This is a genomic window from Paenibacillus sp. FSL H7-0940 (genome assembly GCF_037979415.1).
Lineage (GTDB): Bacteria > Bacillota > Bacilli > Paenibacillales > Paenibacillaceae > Paenibacillus > Paenibacillus amylolyticus.
This window is the reverse complement of record NZ_CP150280.1, coordinates 4,182,320-4,202,262: the sequence shown is the minus strand read 5'-3', so window position 1 is coordinate 4,202,262 and position 19,943 is coordinate 4,182,320. Positions and strand designations below refer to the sequence as shown.

General features: G+C 46.0%; 20 protein-coding genes. All 20 read left to right on the top strand.

Annotated elements, in window-relative coordinates:
* Positions 1-188 precede the first annotated feature (188 nt).
* The 20 genes from galU (at position 189) to MHB71_RS18625 (ending at position 19,870) form a co-directional block, all read left to right on the top strand.
* Positions 189-1,091 carry a UTP--glucose-1-phosphate uridylyltransferase GalU gene (galU, locus tag MHB71_RS18720; RefSeq protein WP_036611572.1) on the top strand — a complete coding sequence of 301 codons (903 nt, stop codon included), beginning with the start codon at positions 189-191 and terminating at the stop codon, positions 1,089-1,091.
* A 35-nt stretch (positions 1,092-1,126) separates the two neighbouring features.
* Positions 1,127-1,786 (top strand): sugar transferase, encoded by a 660-nt coding sequence (locus MHB71_RS18715; RefSeq protein ID WP_047844154.1) that lies wholly within the window; start codon positions 1,127-1,129, stop codon positions 1,784-1,786.
* A gap of 34 nt (positions 1,787-1,820) precedes the next feature.
* Positions 1,821-3,197 carry an O-antigen ligase family protein gene (locus MHB71_RS18710; RefSeq protein WP_076319065.1) on the top strand — a complete coding sequence of 459 codons (1,377 nt, stop codon included), beginning with the start codon at positions 1,821-1,823 and terminating at the stop codon, positions 3,195-3,197.
* Complete coding sequence (pssD, locus tag MHB71_RS18705; protein ID WP_036668906.1) at positions 3,194-3,652, top strand: PssD/Cps14F family polysaccharide biosynthesis glycosyltransferase; 459 nt, start codon at positions 3,194-3,196, stop codon at positions 3,650-3,652. Before MHB71_RS18710 ends, pssD begins: the two co-directional genes overlap by 4 nt.
* On the top strand, positions 3,649-4,128 hold the full coding sequence (gene pssE / locus MHB71_RS18700; RefSeq protein WP_253506272.1) for a PssE/Cps14G family polysaccharide biosynthesis glycosyltransferase: 480 nt from the start codon (positions 3,649-3,651) through the stop codon (positions 4,126-4,128). Before pssD ends, pssE begins: the two co-directional genes overlap by 4 nt.
* Positions 4,129-4,166: 38 nt before the next feature.
* A complete protein-coding gene (locus tag MHB71_RS18695) occupies positions 4,167-5,234 on the top strand; it encodes a glycosyltransferase family 4 protein (protein WP_340027237.1) in 1,068 nt (355 codons plus the stop codon).
* A gap of 21 nt (positions 5,235-5,255) precedes the next feature.
* Positions 5,256-6,200, top strand: a complete 945-nt coding sequence (locus MHB71_RS18690; RefSeq protein WP_340027236.1) for a glycosyltransferase family 2 protein — start codon at positions 5,256-5,258, stop codon at positions 6,198-6,200.
* Between the two features lie 11 nt (positions 6,201-6,211).
* Positions 6,212-7,234 carry a glycosyltransferase gene (locus MHB71_RS18685; RefSeq protein WP_076209611.1) on the top strand — a complete coding sequence of 341 codons (1,023 nt, stop codon included), beginning with the start codon at positions 6,212-6,214 and terminating at the stop codon, positions 7,232-7,234.
* 43 nt (positions 7,235-7,277) lie between these two features.
* The gene (locus tag MHB71_RS18680) at positions 7,278-8,183 is read left to right on the top strand and encodes a glycosyltransferase (RefSeq protein WP_235431526.1); all 906 of its coding nucleotides are present in this window, start codon (positions 7,278-7,280) and stop codon (positions 8,181-8,183) included.
* Between the two features lie 8 nt (positions 8,184-8,191).
* Entirely contained in the window at positions 8,192-9,568 is a 1,377-nt protein-coding gene (locus MHB71_RS18675) for an oligosaccharide flippase family protein (RefSeq protein ID WP_036668918.1), read from the top strand.
* Positions 9,555-10,583 carry a polysaccharide pyruvyl transferase family protein gene (locus tag MHB71_RS18670; protein ID WP_047841970.1) on the top strand — a complete coding sequence of 343 codons (1,029 nt, stop codon included), beginning with the start codon at positions 9,555-9,557 and terminating at the stop codon, positions 10,581-10,583. The genes MHB71_RS18675 and MHB71_RS18670 overlap by 14 nt, the downstream gene beginning before the upstream one ends.
* Positions 10,580-11,962, top strand: coding sequence for a sugar phosphate nucleotidyltransferase (locus MHB71_RS18665; protein WP_047841971.1), 1,383 nt, complete (start codon positions 10,580-10,582; stop codon positions 11,960-11,962). Before MHB71_RS18670 ends, MHB71_RS18665 begins: the two co-directional genes overlap by 4 nt.
* A 32-nt stretch (positions 11,963-11,994) precedes the next feature.
* On the top strand, positions 11,995-13,326 hold the full coding sequence (locus MHB71_RS18660) for a UDP-glucose/GDP-mannose dehydrogenase family protein (RefSeq protein WP_047841972.1): 1,332 nt from the start codon (positions 11,995-11,997) through the stop codon (positions 13,324-13,326).
* Between the two features lie 13 nt (positions 13,327-13,339).
* Positions 13,340-14,260 carry an LCP family protein gene (locus tag MHB71_RS18655; protein WP_036668922.1) on the top strand — a complete coding sequence of 307 codons (921 nt, stop codon included), beginning with the start codon at positions 13,340-13,342 and terminating at the stop codon, positions 14,258-14,260.
* A 21-nt stretch (positions 14,261-14,281) separates the two neighbouring features.
* A complete protein-coding gene (locus MHB71_RS18650; RefSeq protein ID WP_076319073.1) occupies positions 14,282-16,441 on the top strand; it encodes a hypothetical protein in 2,160 nt (719 codons plus the stop codon).
* Between the two features lie 31 nt (positions 16,442-16,472).
* A complete protein-coding gene (locus MHB71_RS18645) occupies positions 16,473-17,036 on the top strand; it encodes a VanZ family protein (RefSeq protein WP_179088674.1) in 564 nt (187 codons plus the stop codon).
* Between the two features lie 84 nt (positions 17,037-17,120).
* Positions 17,121-17,642, top strand: a complete 522-nt coding sequence (locus tag MHB71_RS18640; protein ID WP_017690106.1) for a hypothetical protein — start codon at positions 17,121-17,123, stop codon at positions 17,640-17,642.
* A 251-nt stretch (positions 17,643-17,893) separates the two neighbouring features.
* A complete protein-coding gene (locus tag MHB71_RS18635; RefSeq protein WP_127551208.1) occupies positions 17,894-18,145 on the top strand; it encodes a hypothetical protein in 252 nt (83 codons plus the stop codon).
* Between the two features lie 32 nt (positions 18,146-18,177).
* Complete coding sequence (locus tag MHB71_RS18630; protein WP_047841976.1) at positions 18,178-19,086, top strand: ABC transporter ATP-binding protein; 909 nt, start codon at positions 18,178-18,180, stop codon at positions 19,084-19,086.
* A complete protein-coding gene (locus tag MHB71_RS18625; protein ID WP_076319075.1) occupies positions 19,079-19,870 on the top strand; it encodes a DUF2705 family protein in 792 nt (263 codons plus the stop codon). Before MHB71_RS18630 ends, MHB71_RS18625 begins: the two co-directional genes overlap by 8 nt.
* Positions 19,871-19,943: the final 73 nt, after the last annotated feature.

The window sequence follows — 19,943 nt, the reverse complement described above, 5'->3', positions numbered from 1 at the left end:
ACCTTCCATCCAATGCTCCCAAGTAAACAGGTAATGTCTACTGCACCTTTATCACTGTAGGCACTCGGTCATGCTGTGGGTTCAATGAACCTTAGACGTTAATCGTCGAAGGTATGACGTGAGGACGGGTTAGATGCCCTGGTTCAACTTTTATCAAACTAAAAAAAAAAGAGGATAGGGTGGTATTTATGAAAAAAGTGAGAAAAGCAATCATTCCTGCAGCTGGACTAGGTACACGATTTTTGCCAGCCACAAAAGCGATGCCCAAAGAAATGCTCCCTATTGTGGACAAACCAACCATACAGTATATCGTTGAGGAAGCCATTGCCTCTGGAATCGAAGACATCATCATCGTAACGGGTAAAGGGAAGCGGGCAATTGAAGATCATTTCGACAACGCTTTTGAATTGGAACATAACTTGCTGGAAAAAGGGAAACTGGGCCTGCTTGAAGAGGTTCGCAAATCCTCTAACGTGGATATCCACTACATAAGACAAAAAGAGGCCAAAGGACTTGGTCATGCTGTCTGGTGTGCACGTAACTTTATCGGTGACGAACCTTTTGCCGTGTTGCTCGGAGATGACATCGTCGTATCGGAAGTTCCATGCACCAAACAATTGATTGATCAATATGATCAGGTTCAACATTCCATTGTTGGCGTACAAACCGTACTGGCTGAACAAACAGACAGATACGGCATTGTGGACCCGCTTCAATCGGATGGCCGTTTGACAGAGGTTCTCAGGTTCGTAGAGAAACCTGCCCAAGGCACAGCGCCTTCCAACCTGGCGATTATGGGGAGATACGTACTGAGTCCAGAGATTTTCGAACATCTGGAGCAACAAGAGATTGGTCAAGGGGGAGAGATTCAATTAACAGATGCGATTCAGCGCTTAAATGAGACACAAGGAGTGTATGCTTACGATTTCGAGGGAGTACGTTATGACGTGGGCGAGAAACTGGGATTCATTTTGACAACCATCGACTTCGCTCTACAAAAACAGGAACTTAGAATTCCAATGCTGCAAGCTCTGCAACAGATTCTGGAAAAAGAGTCGGTAGAACATGTAGCCGGGGGGGAGTTTGAATGAGTCCATCTCCCCAAACGAAGGAAGCGGAGATTGTTATGGACCCAAGTCTGGGGTACAATGCATCAACGATGTCAGGACAAAATGCGGATAAAGTGTATCTATTTATGAAAAGAATGCTCGATTTGCTGGGTTCTTTCATAGGTTTGATCATTTTGTGCCCCTTGTTTGCGGTCATCGGATTACTGATCAAAATCGAGGCCCCGCAGGGGTCTGTTTTTTTTCGTCAGGTACGGGTCGGACAGAATGGAAAAGAGTTTCATATGTACAAATTCAGGTCGATGGTTGCGAATGCAGAAGATCTGCTGGAACAGCTGATTGATCAGAATGAAGTGAACGGGAATATGTTCAAAATGAAAAATGATCCCCGCATTACCCGGATTGGCAAGTTCATTCGGAAAACCAGTCTGGATGAGCTGCCTCAGTTGTGGAACGTGTTCAGAGGAGAGATGAGTCTCGTTGGACCCAGACCGGCTCTGCCCAGAGAAGTGAAGAACTACACTTCCTATGACAGACAACGTCTTCAGATGATCCCGGGATGTACGGGATTATGGCAAGTCAGCGGACGAAATAGTGTTGGTTTTGAGGAAATGGTGGAGCTGGATCTGACGTATGCCCGTGAGCGCAGCATGATGGTGGATATCAAAATTATCTTCAGAACGTTCAAGGTGCTGGTAGGTTCGAAGGATGCGTTTTGAAACACGATTCTGGCTTTGAGGTGGCATAGTAGATATGCAAAAGACCGGTATACTTGCTGCATTAAATATGAAGTCGTTTAATATCATTCTTTTTTCGCTGGTAATTGTTTTCGCAGCAATCTATCTTCCGCTAGTCTCGGTTGTTGCACTCATAGCTGTGATTCTGCTGGGCGTTTATATTAAACAGCCCAGCTGGATTTTTATGATTCTCATCGTAAGTTTTTCATTGTCCATTGATAAAATATTTAGCATTCATCTGGCAGGACTGGATTCGCTGTCCTTCTACAAGCTGGCGATTCTGGGTTTTGTCGTCTCTCTTTTTCTACGCTTTGGTATTCGCAAAGAGTTGATATATCCTGCACTGGCGATTGGTTTTTTATTTGTGGAGAGTTATTTTCTATCTGATCTGCCCAGTAAGGTTAGTCCGCTCGATCCATTCAAGGCCTTTCTGGGAGTCATTGTTCCTTTTTTGTTGCTGATGCCCCATTTTTCAAGAGAGATCAGTCAACGAATTATACGTGTACTCGCATGGTTGCCGCTGTTCAGTCTGGCTGGTGGTTATATTCTGCAACTCGCCGGCATATTGTCCATTACTAACCTGGAGATGTCGGGAGTAACCCGGTTACAGGGAGCTAACATCGCTGCGCATCTGGCCATGTTGTGTTTTATCTCGATCTGCGTCTGTCTGATTCAGATCAAGCAAGGGCATCAGGTTGTTCTGTATTACATGCTTACCTTGACACATCTGGTCATTCTGGTCCAGACGGGAACAAGGGGGCCACTTATTGCGCTTATACCGATTATTCTGGTCTATCTTTTTGATCAACTAAAAGCCTTCATCAAAGGCAGAGTCAGTGCGATTATTCCTCTCATTCTGTTTGTTGTCGCTGTGGCCTATATGGTGATTGCACAGTGGGACAATTATGAGATGAGGTCAGAGAGCAAAGGCTTGTCGGGAAGGGATGTAGCCTGGAATTATTTTATTGGCAAAGCAAATGAGTATCCGATATTTGGACGTGGACTCGGCTCAACTCTTGTAGCGAATGATGGAAGTATCTTTTCCGGCTTCGTTGTTCCGCATAATGAATACATTCGTTTTTATTATGATGGCGGGTTAGTTGGAGCCATCCTGTTGTTTCTATCGCTGCTGCTGGTGTTTCGGGCTGTTTACTTCCGATTGGGCGGCATGATCCGGTTGTATTTTGCCGGTATGATTATCGGTTTCCTGACCTATTCCTTTTTTGACAATACCCTGTCCACGGTTCATCTGATTGCTCCATTCTGTATCTTCCTGAACGCGTTATATGCTACGGGAAATGGAGTCCATTCCAAGTCAGGGGCTGAAGCAGAAGTGGATATACAGATACAGCGAGCCAAGGACGTATCCTTTTCAAAGGAGATTAGAACATGAAGGTCTGTTTGATCAGTTCTACAGGCGGCCATTTTGATGAATTAACCAAAATTATTCCTGCGGTTGAAGAACATGATTATTTCCTGATTACCGAGAAAAATAAAAGCAGAAAAGTAGAATCGTCTCAGGGCAAAGTATACTTCTTAATGCAGCAAGAGCGTAAAAATGCGATGTTCTTGCTAATCTTTGTGGCTAATATTATCAAATCGTTCTTTCTATATCTGCGTGAGCGTCCAAAGGTGATCATTACAACAGGGGCGGGAGCCACATACCCTTTTTGCCTCATTGGTAAAATCTTCGGTGCCAAGCTGATTTATATCGAAAGTTATGCCAAAATCTATTCCTCCAGCGCAACCGGGAGATTGATGTACAAAATCTCGGATGAGTTCTTCATCCAATGGGAAACGTTGCAGGATAGCTATCCCAATGCGAAGTACAGGGGGGCTTTATTTTGATATTTGCAATCGTTGGAACCCAGCGTTTTCCCTTCAATCGGATGTTTGAGCTTATTGATGAGGCGATTGAGGCAGGAATTATTGAAGAAGAGGTTGTTGCCCAATCCGGATATACCGAGTATCAGCCGCGAAATTTCACTATGATTCCTTTCCTCACGCAGGAAGAGATGAATGAATATGTGGAGCGCAGCAGATGCATTATTTCTCATGCGGGTGTTGGCTCCATTACAAATTGTCTTGAACGCGGCAAGCCCGTTATTGTCATTCCACGCCGGAAAGAATGGGGTGAGCATGTGGACGACCATCAGCTTGAAATCTCCAAAGTTTTTCAAGACAACGGCTATGTGGCCGTCGCGGAGAGTCGGGCTGAATTGCAAAAGTTGGTTCCTTGTATAGAGGAGCTAACGTTCCAGCCTTATGTGAGAAAACAGTCTGATCTGATCTCATCCATTAAAAATTACGTGAATAGTCTGTAAGTGGTATGAAGATTAACCATGAAAAAAAGGAGTCTATCATGAAACCAAAAGTATTGGTTGTTGGATCATCCTTGAAGGATATGGGCGGAATTGTGAGTGTCATCAAAAACATTGAGGATTCCTCCATCTCGGAAATGTATGCCATGCAGCGAGTCGAAACGTATATCACGGGCAGCGTGTTATCACGGCTACTTATTTTTATACGGGGATTCATGCAATTCTGGATGAAACTGTACACGTTTAAGCCGGATATCGTGCATATTCATATGGCGAACAATGGGAGCTTTTATCGGAAGTCTCTATTTCTGCTAACCGCACGAAAGTTGTTTCGAAAGTCAGTTATTCTGCATATTCATGCGGCCAGCTTTGATGATTTCTACAATCAATTTGCTCTGCAGCGCAAGTATTGTCACTACATTCTGAATCAGGCAGACAAGTTGATTGTCTTGTCCCAGACATGGAAAGAATACTTTGCTACGATTGTGCCGGAGACAGCGATTGAGGTTCTTTATAACGGGGTCTTTGTCAAAGAACCGTTTGTAAGAGAACAACAAACAGCCGTTAATGCTCTCTTCATGGGCAGACTGGGTGAGCGAAAAGGAGTCTACGATCTGCTTCAGTCCATTCAGCAATTAAAGGCGCTGGGCGTTACAGCCACCTTTAATCTGGCAGGGGATGGTGAAGTCGAAGAAGTCAAAGCAATCGTGCTGCAGTATGGAATAGAGGATCGTGTCAATGTACTCGGCTGGATTAACGGAGAGCAAAAGGAAAAGCTGATGCGGGAAGCGGATCTACTGGTCCTGCCTTCTTATCATGAGGGATTACCTATGGCCATACTTGAAGCAATGAATTGTGGCTTGCCCATTATATCGACCACCGTCGGAGGCATCCCCGAAGTGATTACATCCGGTCATAATGGGCTGTTAATCGAGCCGGGAGATGTGCACGGGCTGACATCAGCGCTGGAATATCTCATCACGGATGAAGAGGTTAGAGCAAGAATGGGTTCACATAACAGAGAGATTATATCAGATAAGTTCGATATGAATCTTCTCGTGGGCAGATTATCAGGAATATATGATGCACTTCAAGTGAAGGTATCCTAGTGAACAGGAAAAGGTGATGAGATGAACCCCTTGGTATCTTGCATCATTACGACCCATAACCGGGCCGATTTATTGAAAAATGCGTTGAGAAGTGTACGGGAGCAAACACATCCGTATCTGGAAATTTTCATTGTGGATGATGGTTCAGAAGATCAGACCCCAGAGATCTGTCAGGCTTGGACCCGGGAAGATTCACGGATTAGGTACATCCGGGTTCCATATCCCAAAGGAGCCAACCATGCACGGAATGTAGGGATATCCCAAGCCAATGGCAAGTACATTGCCTTCCTGGATGATGATGATGAATGGATGCCTGACAAAATAAAAACCCAGGCGGAAGTGCTGGAGCGTACACAGGAATCATTCACCTTTTGCAGCAAGTATCTCGCATACACGAATGAGCAGCATCAGGTGGTCAAACGGAAATTGTCGGTGGAACCTCGCGATGTTATTCGGTATGAGGATCTGCTTACATTCAACTGGATTGGGGAAACGTCCAAAATCATGGTACTTACCTCACTGGCCCGTGAAGTTCGATTTGATGAAAATCTGACATCCGCTCAGGATTATGATTTTTATCTGCGTATATTGAAACGAGGCTACATCGCCGTGAATGTGAAAGAACCGCTGGTGGATATCAACATCCACAGTGGTCCACGAATTTCAACCTCTACAACGGCCAAGTACAAGGGCCAACGCAAGATTATTTTGAAATACTACAATGACATGTCCAAGGAACAGAAGCGCCGTCAGTTACACCATTATCGAATGCTCGAATGGTCGAGAAATACACTTCGCAATAACGTTTATTTGAAAAAAGCACTGTCGCTGTACCCTTGGTGGAAAGATTGGGTGCTGCTCAAGCGTAATACCAAAATTATGCTGCAAGGATTTCTAATGAGATTTCATGCAAGGCGCGCAGTTGGTACGTATACAGAGGAACCTGTGCGAATGAAACTAAAGTAAGAGGTGCCTGGATGGAAAATCCGACGGTGTATATGCTGCCCAAGATGATTGAGAACAATAAATTCAATGAGCTGTTATCCGATTCCATTGAGAACAAGGGATGGGAAGTGAAACAGTTTACCAAAAGAGATCTAATCAAACTGAAAAAAAATGATGTGCTGCATTTTCATTGGCCCAGCTTCTATTACAGAGGTTCATCCGTGCTGACAACAGTGATCAAATCGATTCTATATGTATTGATGATTTGTTTTGCACGCTTGCGCGGGGCCAAATTGTTCTGGACGGTGCACAACATCTGGCCACACAACAGCGGCAAGACGCGGTTCGATTATTGGATGAGAAAAATACTGGTCCAAAATTGCTCCAAGCTGATTGTCATGGGTAAACCCTTGATTTCTGAGATCTGTTCGACGTTTGGGATTGATTCCAGCCGGATCGAGGTTATTCCGCATGGACATTACAAGGGAGTGTATCAGGGGAAAGGTGTGAATATCCGCTCCCGGTTTGGCATCCCGGAGGATAGTTATGTGTATGCGTTCTTCGGTCAGGTGTCGCCGTACAAGGGCGTGGATGATTTGCTGGAGGCATTCAAGGATCTGGATTCCGAACAAGCCCATCTGTTGATTGCCGGTAAAAAGGTAAAGGATTATGACCTTGGAGATGAATTTCTCAAGAGTGGACATATTCATACTCATTTTCATTTCATCGAAGATGATGAATATTCGGATTATTTTGATGCAGTCGATTCGATCATTCTTCCATACAAGCAAATTGCCACTTCAGGCAGTGCGATTCTGGCATTGACCTTCTGTAAACCGGTGGTGGCACCACGGATTGGCTTGTTGGAGGAATACCTGCCCGAAGATTGTGCGGTCCTCTACGAACCTTCCGATCCGGATGGATTGCTCAAGGCAATGAATATGATCCGGTTAAAACAATCGGAGTTTCAGGAAGGCAGTGGTTTTGTCAAAGCGTTGGAGCGGCTGGATTGGCCAGTGATTGCCCAAAGGACACTTACCCTGTACTCCAGTTAGTGCAGATGAACGGGTGGACCTAATTGAAAAATATGGGGATGAAATGATGAAAGTAACCGTCGCGATCTGTACGTATAACCGTGCACAGGATGCGGTAGAGGCCATACGAAGTGCAATACAACAGAATTACGCAAGCAGCGACTATGAGATCATACTCATTGATAACAATTCAAAAGACAACACACGGGAAGTCGTGCTTCAAACCATCTTGCAGCATGAGAACCATTCGATCCGGTATGTGTTGGAAGAAAAGCAAGGCTTGTCTGTAGCCCGTAACCGGGCCATTCACGAGGCACGTGGCGAGTATATCCTGTTCCTTGACGATGATGCCTTTGCTTGCAGGGACTGGATTCACCAGATCGTTAGTGTGTTTGAGATGAATGAAAATATCGGTTGTGTCGGTGGCAAGATTGATCCGATCTGGGAAGTGCCTGAGCCAATGTGGATTCCACCGGAGAACAGGTCGCTGTTCACCATTCTGGATTTTGCAGATGAAGTCACTGAAATGAAAAGTCCCTATATTCCATTTGGTGCCAATGTGGCTTTTCGTTTATCTGTCTTTGATCAACTGGCTCCCTTCCGTGAAGATCTTGGAAGAGTGGGGAACAACCTCCTCTCCAGTGAAGAGAGTGAGTTAATTGCAAGAATACGGACAAAGTTCAAGGTATATTACACGCCGTATGGCGCGGTACAACATAAAGTAGCCAAAGAGCGAACGACAAAGAACTGGTTTCTGCGCCGAATCTATTGGCAAGGTGTGAGTGATGCTATTCGGGATCAGGATCGTGGTGTTGTGCGTACGGCCAAACATGGCATCAAGCTTGCACAGGGGATCACAACCTCACTGATCTACATTTATAATGCAGATCGGTTCACACGTCAGCTTGCCAAAGTATGTTACCGAAACGGCATGATTGTTGGGTCGCTTCGTCAAAACAGTAAGGGATGAGGATCGCTATGGCGCAAGTTGCACTTCGCAAAGTATTCAGAGGAAACGGCTTAATGAGTGCCATATTTCAGACAAGTGGAACCAATCTGCTGGTCATGACACTGACGATGTTGTCTTCCATTTTGACGTCACGCATGTTCGGCGTAGAGGGAAAGGGTGCATTCTCGGCCATCCTGTTCTGGCCAGCACTCTTAACCGGATTGGTCGGATTCGGACTACCAACTTCTATCATTTATAACATCAAACAGAGCGCAACCGAGAAGAGTGCACAGTATGTTCGGTTAAGCTTTCTTTTTCAAGTTCCGGTGTGCATCATCATTGGCATTGTGGCCTGGTTTGGATTACCTTTCTGGCTCTCCAGCTTTCCGCCGGAGGTCGTGCAGATATCCAGATGGTATACGATTGCAACCGTTCCTGTACTTATTGTCATCAATCTCATATCAGCCCTCTCGCAGAGTCGGGAGAAATTCGCTGTATATAATGGTATCCGGTTAATGATCCCCCTGTTTAATGTAGGCGGGCTTTTTGTGTTATGGGGCCTGGGCATGCTGAGCATTCAGCTCGCGGCTGCGATCTATTTTGTAACCAGCTTCTCCGTGGTGGCGTGGGCTATCTATGCCAACCGTAATGAATTGAGACTGAGATGGTTCAAGGATCGGGTGGATCAGAGTTCGGCCAAGAAGCTTTTTGGTTATGGCAGCAGGGTGTATGGTGTTGAATTGTTAGGAACGCTGTATACCCAGTTTGATAAAATCATTATTTTGGCTTTGCTCACCCCGCGTGATTTTGGACTGTATTCCGTCGTATTTGCGTTATCCCGAATCTACAATGCGGTTCAGACGGCGATTAGCAATGTTGTTTTTCCAAAAGTGACCGGATTGCCCCAAGAGCAGATTATTCGAACAGTTGGCAGAGCCTTCCGCATCTCGCTCATGGTCATGATGATTATTGTAATACCCACCATGTTTGTGGGGAACTACCTGATGGGTCTTCTGTTTGGCTCCGAATTTTTGGAAGCGAGCGTAGCATTTTATATTTTGGCTGTGGAATGCATCATTGGTGGTGGCTCCTGGATTCTGGCATCCGCATTTAATGCACTGGGTCGGCCTGGACTTGTGATGATCAGACAGCTCATTGCACTCTCGGTAACGGTGGCTTTGTTCTTTGTATTCACCCCGTTGTGGGGGCTCAACGGAATTGCGATTGCCTTATTGATCGGGTCCATTGTACGAATGGTGGTTACTGTGGCTGCGATGAAGATTGTATTTAAGGTGAAATTTGCCGCCATGTTCTATGACAAGGAAGATCTGACGTTTCTCTATGAACGGTTAAATAAAAAAAGAAGAAGAGTCACCCAAGGAGGAGATGGAGATGCTGGGCACTAACAATATTCATCCAATGGAAGAGTTGAAGGGACATTTACGTCAGATTTTGAAGGTCATTCCACCGCGTACCGAAATCTATTATTTGGATTACCCGGTGCATAGCAATGGTGGCGACTTGTTGATTATGAAAGGTACTGAGGCTTTCTTCCGGGACAATGATATTCATGTACGTGCCAGATACAGCATTCTGGATTGCCCTTTGTCCCTCAAGGTACCGGAAGGTATCACGATTGTGTTGCACGGGGGAGGTAACTTTGGTGATCTGTACCCTGCCCATCAGAAATTGAGAGAGCGCATGATTGCCCAGCATCCGAATCACCGGATTGTCATTCTGCCTCAGACGATGTTTTACAAGAGTGATATTGAATTGAAAAAGACAGCACAAGTATTCAATCGTCATAAGGATGTACACTTTTTTGTCCGGGATACCTTATCTTATGAGATAGCCAGTAAAGAATTTCAACAAACCAATGTGTATCTATCTCCGGATATGGCGCATCAGTTATGGCCTCTTAAGTCCAAGAGCAAGCCTACTGCAGAGATGTTGTATTTCTTCCGGAAAGACATTGAGAAAACTCAGAATCAGGTGCATTACGAATCCGTCAGTGGATCTAAGGCCACGTTTAAAGACTGGGAGACATTGTACAACCGGGTAGACCGGAAGATCATTCGGATGATTACATCCCGGTTAAAGTCAGGGAAAGGCAGCTCTTTTGCCCGCTGGTTGTGGTACAAATACTCTGATCGGATGGTACATACGGCCATTAAGGAATTCAATCAATACCAAACCATCACGACATCCCGTCTGCATGGACATATTCTGGCCTGTCTCCTGGATCAACCGAACATCCTGCTGGATAATTCATACGGCAAGAACTCGAATTATTATGCAGCTTGGACCAAGAGCAATCCGGCAGGCAGACTGGAATCCAATCAGACCAGCACATATAACAAACCAACCGAGACCGGCAAGGGAGCAAGTACGGTTGTGTTATCGGATGGTGCAGCCCTATGAGAAGTATTCTGTTATCCGGCGGTTCTGGCAAGCGTCTCTGGCCGTTATCCAACGATTCCAGATCCAAGCAATTTCTTAAAGTTCTTCATGGGCCAGAGGGAAATCCGGAATCCATGGTACAGCGGGTATGGGGACAGCTGAATCATGCCGGACTTGCATCAGAGGCGCTTATTGCGACCAGTTTGCCACAGGTGGAGATTCTGACTTCTCAGCTGGGAGACGATGTGAGACTGGTTGTGGAGCCCGAGCGCAGAGATACGTTTCCTGCGATTGCGCTGGCAGCCTCCTATCTGTATTCCGTAGAGAGTGTGAGTCTGAATGAGACGATTGCAGTGTTGCCTGTAGATCCCTTTGTTGAGAAAGAATTCTTCGAAGTGCTGGCAACCTTACCGGAGATGCTTGATAAGTCTGGTGCTGATCTGGCCTTAATGGGAGTTGTGCCCACATACCCGTCAGAGAAGTACGGATACATCATTCCGCAATCCCAATCTTCCAGTGAAAATAACAATGAATACGTGAATGTAGCGAAGTTCCAGGAGAAACCCTGCGAATCCGATGCGGTCCTCATGATTGAGCAGGCCGCATTATGGAATTGCGGGGTTTTTGCTTTTAAACTTGGTTATTTGATTAATCTGCTCATTGAGATGGAACTGCCGATCCAGTATGACGAGATGCTGAAGCAATACGGAAGATTGAACAAGATTAGTTTTGATTACCAGGTTGTCGAGAAGGCAAATCAGATTATTGCTATTCCGTATAACGGCTTCTGGAAAGATCTAGGCACGTGGAACACACTCACGGAAGAGATGGGAAGCTCGGTTGTAGGAAAAGGGTGGATTACGGGAGATTCCCTGAATACCCACCTGGTCAATGAATTGAACATTCCGGTTGCCATATTGGGCTTGTCGGATGTGGTGGTCGCCGTGAGTCCGGATGGCATTCTGGTCAGTGACAAAGAAGCCAGCCCACGGATCAAGGAAATCTTGAAGAACGAGGATCAACGCCCCATGTATGAGGAGCGCAGGTGGGGTTGCTACCGGGTTCTGGATTACACAAGAAACGAAGCTGGCGGCGAGGTTCTCACCAAACGAATCTGCATCAGTGCCGGGAAAAACCTGAGTTATCAATACCATTTGCTTCGCAATGAGGTATGGACGGTTGTATCGGGAACGGGGGAATTGATTCTGAATGGGCAGAGCCGAATGATCGGGCAAGGAGATACGGTGATCATTGACCGGAGTATGCTTCATTCCGTCAGAGCCGTTACGGAACTGGAGATCATTGAAGTACAGATCGGCAGTCAGCTGATTGAGGAAGATATCGTTAGAGTGTCTACCGAATGGCAGGACATTGTTCAGACATATGTGAAGCACGCGTAACCAACACATTAGGACATGGGGGAGATTATGGAATGAATATTACGGTGATTGGCACAGGGTATGTGGGTTTGGTATCGGGCGTATGTTTTTCGGAACTGGGAAATAACGTGATCTGTGTCGACAACAATGTGGAAAAAGTGAATATGTTAATGGACGGTCATGTTCCGATCTATGAACCGGGTCTGAAGGATATCATGAATGCCAATATGAAAGCAGGAAGGCTGTCCTTCACCACCAACATTCAGGATGCTATCAGTCGTTCGGATATCATCATTATCGCGGTGGGTACGCCATCCCTGCCTAATGGCGAAGCAAATCTGAGCTTTATTGAGCTTGTCGCGCGAGAAATAGGTTCTTATATGGATAATTATAAAATAATAATGACTAAAAGCACTGTTCCTGTCGGAACTAATGATCGTATTCAGGAATGGATCAGCAGTTTGACGAATCATCCATTCGACATGGCATCGGTACCGGAGTTCCTGCGAGAAGGTACCGCTGTCCAGGATACGCTCTATCCTGACCGGATAGTCATTGGGACACATAGTGAGCGGGCAGTCGCCACGTTGAAAGAGCTGCATCAGCCATTAACCGATCAGATTATTGTTACGGATATTCGCTCGGCGGAAATGATTAAATATGCATCCAACGCTTTCCTCGCAACCAAGATCTCATTTATCAACGAAATCTCTAACATCTGTGAAAAAGTAGGAGCAGATGTCAGCCGTGTTGCCGAAGGCATGGGCTATGACAGACGAATCGGTGCTTCCTTTCTCAAGGCTGGCATTGGTTACGGAGGTTCCTGTTTCCCTAAGGATACACAAGCTCTGATTCAAATTGCAGGTAATGTGGATTATGACTTCAAATTGCTGAAGTCCGTGGTGGAAGTGAACAAAGATCAACGCTTTAACGTCATTCGTAAACTGGAAGACGCACTAGGCTCACTCGAAGGGAAGGAGATAGCCATCTGGGGGCTCGCTTTCAAACCGGATACCGATGACGTTCGTGATGCTCCGGCGATTGAGATCATTCAGCGTTTGCTTGAGCAGGGAGCAGTGATTCGGGCATATGACCCCATCGCTACCGAGAACTTCCGCAAAGAGGTGGATTCCCCATCCATTACGTGGGAAGAGCGTGCCATGAAAGCGGCGGAAGGTGCTGATGCACTCTGTGTTCTGACGGAATGGAAAGAGTTTATGGAGGTTAATCTGACTGATTTGGCAGCGCATATGAATCAACCCATCCTGATTGATGGAAGAAACATCTACGGAGAAGATCAGATTAAAGATACGTCCTTCCAATACTACTCCGTTGGTCGTCCAGGTCTAACCAATATCGATGGTAGAAAAACGGCAGTCATCTAACGGAGGCCATAACATGAGACGCGGGATCAAAATAACATTAGGTGCCATTTCCCTTGTTGCAGTTGTCATGATTGGATATTCTGTGTATCTGTATTCGCATGTTAAATCAGCGGCGGATCAAATGTATGAACCCCGGGAACCCATCAAGCAGGTATCCATTGTAGACCAGCGGGGTGGGGGAGATTTCCCTGTGGATATGGAGAATGAAGAACCTTTTAATGCTTTGATTCTGGGTGTGGATGAACGTTCCAATGATCGGGGGCGCTCCGACACCATGATTGTATTAAGTGTTAATCCTGCGAAAAAATCCGCACTTATGTTTAACATTCCTCGAGATACCAGAACGAATATTGTTGGTCACGGCACGGAGGATAAGATCAACCATGCCTATGCTTTTGGGGGCGTTAACATGTCTGTGCAGACCGTGGAACAATTGCTCAACGTTCCCATACATTACTACATGAAAGTGAATATGGAGGGCTTTGCACAAGTCATCGACATGGTGGGTGGAGTGGATGTGAATAACCCGTTTGCATTTGACTATGAGGGTTACCGGTTCGAGCAAGGGAATATTCATCTGGATGGTGAAGCTGCTTTGGGATTTTCGCGGATGCGTTATGATGATCCGAAGGGAGATCTCGGGCGGAATGACCGCCAGCGGGAGATCATCAAACAAGTGCTGAAGAATACGGTCCAGGTATCCAACGTATTGCAACTGGAGACGTTGCTGGACGAAGTCAGTGCTCACGTCAGAACCGACGTTACCTTTGATGAGATGAAGCAGATGTTCTCCAATTATCGTTCGGTACTGGATCATATTGAATCCGTTGAGATTAAAGGCACGGGCAAGAAAATAGACGGAGTGTATTACTATATCGTGGAACAATCGGAACGAGATAGGATACATCAGATGATTGAAGAACATTCAAAATGATCGGATAGGGCGGTGAACCAGATGCGTATCTCCAGGCTAATGAAATTGTCCCTGATTGTGCTACTAATGTATATGCTCATGATACCGGCAAGTACAAATTATGTTCAATCAGCTCAAAACTATCAATGGAATAATATACCTATTGGTGGTGGGGGGTACGTTACAGGGGTGGTAATTCATCCGACTGAGCCTGATCTGGTTTACGCTCGAACTGACGTTGGAGGAGTATATCGGTTGGATACAGCTTCAGGAGATTGGGTTCCACTACTGGATCATTTTGGAGATGAGGACAGCAATCTGTACGGCGTGGATGGAATTGCGCTGGATCAGCAAAACCCTAATGTCGTGTATATCGCTGCTGGGAAGTACGGGAACGTGGGGCCGAGTGATATTCTGAAATCCACAGATCGGGGAGAGACCTGGACTCGAACCGGACTTAATCTTCGGAATGAATCAAATGGAAATATCCATCGAGCCATGGGAGAGAGCATCGCGGTTAATCCCACGAACTCCAATTACCTGCATGTGGGTACACGATATGATGGATTGTACACTTCCAGTGATGGTGCAGCCACATGGAGCAAGGTATGGGATGTACCTAGCGGACTGTCCGGTGAGGGAATTCGGAGTGTAGCTTATGGATTGAATCCCGTGACGAAGCAAGGTCAAGTTGTGTATGCGGGGGTTCGCGGCATTGGTGTGTACAGCAAAGCACCAAGAAGCAATGGGCAGACCACTTGGCAACTTACCGGGAGAAGTCCCGAATATCCTGCACGTATGACTGTGGCTAAGAACGGGACGTTGTATGTGACCACGGATAATCAGGGCGTCTACAAGTTCAATGGTGTGCAGTGGACAAATATAACACCCAGCTCCAGTTACTCATCTTATTATGGAATCACGATTGATCCCAATAATGATAATCACATCCTGGCAGCCGTTCGAACAGGCGGAGATAATCTGCCACTGTATCGTTCCGTTAATGGCGGACAGAGTTGGACAACAGTGAGCAAAACGCTGGTATCCAAACCGTCCTGGTGGACACCCAACATGTTTTTCTCAGCCACATCCAGTATCAAGTTTGATCCGCATAATCCGGGCACCGTATACGCTACAGACTGGTTTGGCGTGTACAAGACGGAAAATATCAATGGTACCAATGGATTGACTGGCAATACAGCGAGTACTTGGGAAGCCATTACCGATGGTCATGAAGAAGTCGTCGCACTCACGGCATCCACACCACCTCAGGGTGTTTCATTTTTTAGTGGTTTAACGGATCAAGTCGGATTTAGACATGAAAATGTAACCGATGTTCCTCTTAATAAAATCCCGCTCTCAGGTATGCGAGAAATTGTGAGTATTGACTATCACGAGGCAAATCCGAATTACATGATATTTCTGGGAAGCAGTGACTGGTATGGTACCACCACACGTTTATTTGTCTCTTCCAATAACGGAGTTACAGTAACTCCAATGAATGTTCCGGCTGGCTCCAAACTGGGGAGGGTCGCCTATTCAGCTATTAATCCAAATGTAATTGTTTATTACCCCCAGACCGGTAATCCGGTCAGAAGCACGAATCGTGGTGCAACATGGCAAAATATGAATGGTGCCCCTTTTCAGGCCATCGGGGGGAATATGGTCTTTGCCTATAATCATCCACTGGCTGCGGATCGCATCAATGGATATAAATTTTATATGTATGCTGCTGGTTATCTGTATCGGTCTACGGATGCAGGTGCCAACTGGTCCAAAGCGAATACGGTTCGCCTTCCGATTAATACGGATATCAATACAAGCTTCATTAAAGTCGAGGCTGCACCTGGCGTGGCGAATAATGTATGGGTGAGTCTGGGAACCGATGGATTATATGCATCAACGAATTCGGGAAATACATTTTCCAAGATCCAGGGTGTACAGAATTCCAAATTATTTGCCTTTGGTAAAGCTCAGCCCGGCAGATTGGTTCCGGCTGTCTATGTATATGGCACCGTAAATAACGTGCATGGATTCTTCCGTTCCGATGATATGGGGATAACCTGGAACAATATAGGTCCTTTAGGTAATGGAATCGGGCTGGGCAATGAACCGCAAATTATGGCGGCAGACCGTCAAATCTATGGTCAGGTATATGTAGGTACAAATGGCAGAGGCATGTATGTTGGATCAATAGAATAACGATAGAGATATGAAAGTGGTGAAGATCAAAATGATGGAGGAGGGCTCCGGGCGCACGAGACAAAAGCATGTACGAAGAACATACGGATTTCTCATTGCTCTGCTGTTGATTGTGATCTGGATTCTGGTCATCTGGTCCATGTCCACGCAATCCTCTCAACAGCAAGACATTCAGCCTTGGCTTCATAAATGGTCTCAAAAATTGCACATCGGTTTTACACTTCCTGATGTGCAATTCACTTACGGGGAGTATGAGTATTCGCTGAAGCAGCGGCCGTATGATTTTGCAGAGTTCATCTTTCGCAAGAGTGCGCACTTATTTGTATACGCTGTGCTCGCCGTGCTTGTGTACGGCGGGATGCGGTACAGAAGAACCTCCCTTGTGACCAGTATCGTTTCTGCTCTGGCTGTGGTGTTTGTTATAGCCTCCATTGATGAGTATATTCAGCAGTTCAGCCCGGATCGGACAAGCTCGATACGTGATGTTGGAGTAGACTTGCTCGGCGGCTGCTGTGGGATTGCCATATATGCAGCACTTCAGTCCATGATCCGAAGGATCAGAAAAGGAAAGCGTACTTCCATTCACAGCGAGTGATTTCCCAGGAAATTAGATGTATCGTTCAACTTCTACTTGTCTGCCATCCATCATAAGTATGGAGTAGGACAAGGAGGACTGGACATGCTGCGAAGAAGGAACCGGAATGCTTTGCTCAAAAAGATCGGGTTCATCACGATCATTGTATTATTGCTGTGGTTGATTGCCAGAACCATTCCGTATTTGTTTCAGGCAGATACATCGGATGAAGCTGCTGCTGTTGCCGAAGAGTTCTACAAATATGAGCAGACGGGTGACTTCGGCAGTTCGTGGGAACTCTTTCATCCCCTGATGAAAGAGCGGTTTCCCAAGAGCGCTTACGTACAGAACAGAGCACATATATTTATGCAGCATTTTGGCGTGGAAACGTTTGAGCTGGAGATGGAGAAACCAGAGCGCGAGTTCGATGTAACCGTGATTGATGGCGTTAAGCCATTTTCTGAAGCCTACAGAATCCGGGTCACGCAGAAGTACTCAGGTACCTTTGGCCAATTCGATATTGTGCAGACCTGTTATCTGGTAGAGGATGGCGATGAGTGGACCTTACTCTGGTATTATCCAAATCAGAAAAATGAGGATACCTCGCAGGTCGACAAAAGTGACTGATCAGGAAATAGTATTAACCCATACATTGAACCGAATTGTATCATTTACCTAACATGAGGCTCCATAAATGCGAGACTTTTGTCGCATTTTTGGAGCTTTTTTTGTGTTTTGCTTGTTTTTATAGCTTTAAAGCCTTGACATTAGTCCCGGTGTCAAGTAAATTACGAGATAGATACAAAATGTATCAATTTTCAGCGTCTAACGACAAATAACAAGGACTTCTAAGCTCCTTGTGAGGGGAAGGAATATCATTGATCGAAACGGGCCGCTTTTACTGTGTCAGTTGTGGGATGATTGTGTCGGTCACTAGAAGCTCTGTCGAAATGAAGGAAGAGGGCAATGGAGGCAATCACGTATTTCGCACCGGATTCTACCGGAGTGAAATGCCGCTTGGATGCTGTGAAGCGTGTGTAGTTGAAGCGAAACGTCAGGGGAAATCCCAGTTTGCGGGACAATATACTAAAGATTATGATACACTATGTGCATATGAGAAACGGGCATGAATGATGTGCTCGTCCATGAAGGAGGGGATTGAATGCAGCAGGAGCCGGTCGTCCGGATTCAGGGCGTCAGCAAGATCATATCCTCCCGATCATTGGTCAGCGACCTGACTCTGGATATTTCTCCGGGGCAGGTTTTTGGTTTTTTAGGACCCAATGGCGCGGGAAAAACAACAACGATTCGAATGATGGTTGGACTGATGTCCATCAGTAAAGGTGATATTTTCATTTCCGGACACAGTGTAAAGAATGAATTTGAGAAGGCGGTAGCCCAGGTAGGAGCTATTGTGGAAAATCCGGAAATGTACAAGTTTCTGACCGGGTACCAAAATCTCGTTCACTTTGCCCGCATGTCGCCGGGAGTTACGAAGGAACGTATTGCGGAAACAATTGAGCGTGTGGGGCTCACAGCTCGTATTCACGATAAGGTCAAAACCTATTCACTGGGCATGCGCCAGCGTCTGGGTGTCGCGCAAGCGATATTACATAAACCGAAGCTGCTTGTACTGGATGAGCCGACCAATGGTCTGGACCCACAGGGTATACGGGAACTGAGAGATTATTTGCGTCAGCTCACCCAAGAGGAAGGCATTACGGTCTTTGTATCCAGTCATCTGCTGTCAGAGATGGAACTGATGTGTGATACGGTTGCCATCATCCAGAATGGCAAGTTGATCGATGTAAGAAACCTTCGGGCTGAAGCAGGTTCGGATGCATTAATCGAAGTTGCTTTTGAGCTGAATGATGCAGATCGTGCTGCGGATCTGATTCAGGGTGCTGTCGTACAGGGCAATGTCCTGGTGATGCGGGTGTCTCGTGAGCAGATTCCGGATATCAATGCCAAGCTAGTTAGCGAAGGGTTTCAGGTATACGGTATTCGTAACGTGACTCACACCCTGGAAGAACAATTCTTGCAAGTCACTGGGGGTGGAGGCATTGGGTAGTTTTGGTAATCTGATATTGAACGAGAATATGAAAATTTTCCGTCGTCCCCGTACCTGGATCATGTTATCAATTCTGGCGCTGATCTCGCTATTAATGCCAGTGTTACTGCGAGAAGGCATGGGGTCCAATGAAGTTTTGTACTGGGAAGCGGCTGTAACGACCATCCAGGTTACATTTTTCCTGAACACGATCTTTTGTGTCGTGATTGCAGCGGAATCGGTCGCAGGCGAATTTACTTGGGGAACCATTAAGCTATTGCTGATCCGTCCATGGTCACGAAGCAAAGTTCTTGCTTCCAAATATCTGACCGTCGTTGGCTTCAGTATTGTCAGTACATTGCTGGTCATCGCGATGGCCATGCTGATGTCTTATATCCTTTTCTCCCATGATGCTCCGGGAGGAAGCGGTAGTCCGGCTACGAATGCTCTGACGTTATGGGGATATTTGTACGTTGATCTGTTCATTACGCTTGCGATTGCCTTTATGGTGTCCTCCGTATTTCGTTCAGGTGCACTTGCGATTGGATTATCTCTGTTCATTATGTTCTCACAGAGTATCTTCTCACTCATATTCAATCCGGTCCGTTATGAGTGGGCCAAGTATGTTCTATTCAACAACATGGATCTTAGCAAATACATGACCTCTGGGGCAGATTTTGCGCTAATGGGTGGTCCGAGTGCAGGAATGACACTGGGTTTCTCCATTGCAGTTCTGGCGGTGTATTACGTTATTTTCATGGTGATTTCCTGGGTTGTATTCAGCAAAAGAGATGTGGCAGGCTAACGCCTGCTTCTTTTTTTGCTCCAATGTTTGTTTTGGAAAGAAAATAAGTGTATATTCAGCATCGCCTGTGGCA

Excerpts from the sequence above, each read along its gene's own strand:
- MHB71_RS18710 (WP_076319065.1), top strand. The coding sequence starts at position 1,821 with ATGCAAAAGACCGGTATACTTGCTGCATTAAATATGAAGTCGTTTAAT.
- MHB71_RS18665 (WP_047841971.1), top strand. The coding sequence starts at position 10,580 with ATGAGAAGTATTCTGTTATCCGGCGGTTCTGGCAAGCGTCTCTGGCCG.
- MHB71_RS18655 (WP_036668922.1), top strand. The coding sequence starts at position 13,340 with ATGAGACGCGGGATCAAAATAACATTAGGTGCCATTTCCCTTGTTGCA.
- MHB71_RS18675 (WP_036668918.1), top strand. The coding sequence starts at position 8,192 with ATGGCGCAAGTTGCACTTCGCAAAGTATTCAGAGGAAACGGCTTAATG.
- MHB71_RS18650 (WP_076319073.1), top strand. The coding sequence starts at position 14,282 with ATGCGTATCTCCAGGCTAATGAAATTGTCCCTGATTGTGCTACTAATG.
- MHB71_RS18695 (WP_340027237.1), top strand. The coding sequence starts at position 4,167 with ATGAAACCAAAAGTATTGGTTGTTGGATCATCCTTGAAGGATATGGGC.
- MHB71_RS18670 (WP_047841970.1), top strand. The coding sequence starts at position 9,555 with ATGCTGGGCACTAACAATATTCATCCAATGGAAGAGTTGAAGGGACAT.
- MHB71_RS18680 (WP_235431526.1), top strand. The coding sequence starts at position 7,278 with ATGATGAAAGTAACCGTCGCGATCTGTACGTATAACCGTGCACAGGAT.
- MHB71_RS18630 (WP_047841976.1), top strand. The coding sequence starts at position 18,178 with ATGCAGCAGGAGCCGGTCGTCCGGATTCAGGGCGTCAGCAAGATCATA.
- MHB71_RS18715 (WP_047844154.1), top strand. The coding sequence starts at position 1,127 with ATGGACCCAAGTCTGGGGTACAATGCATCAACGATGTCAGGACAAAAT.
- MHB71_RS18690 (WP_340027236.1), top strand. The coding sequence starts at position 5,256 with ATGAACCCCTTGGTATCTTGCATCATTACGACCCATAACCGGGCCGAT.
- pssD (WP_036668906.1), top strand. The coding sequence starts at position 3,194 with ATGAAGGTCTGTTTGATCAGTTCTACAGGCGGCCATTTTGATGAATTA.
- MHB71_RS18660 (WP_047841972.1), top strand. The coding sequence starts at position 11,995 with ATGAATATTACGGTGATTGGCACAGGGTATGTGGGTTTGGTATCGGGC.
- galU (WP_036611572.1), top strand. The coding sequence starts at position 189 with ATGAAAAAAGTGAGAAAAGCAATCATTCCTGCAGCTGGACTAGGTACA.
- MHB71_RS18685 (WP_076209611.1), top strand. The coding sequence starts at position 6,212 with ATGGAAAATCCGACGGTGTATATGCTGCCCAAGATGATTGAGAACAAT.
- MHB71_RS18645 (WP_179088674.1), top strand. The coding sequence starts at position 16,473 with ATGATGGAGGAGGGCTCCGGGCGCACGAGACAAAAGCATGTACGAAGA.
- MHB71_RS18640 (WP_017690106.1), top strand. The coding sequence starts at position 17,121 with ATGCTGCGAAGAAGGAACCGGAATGCTTTGCTCAAAAAGATCGGGTTC.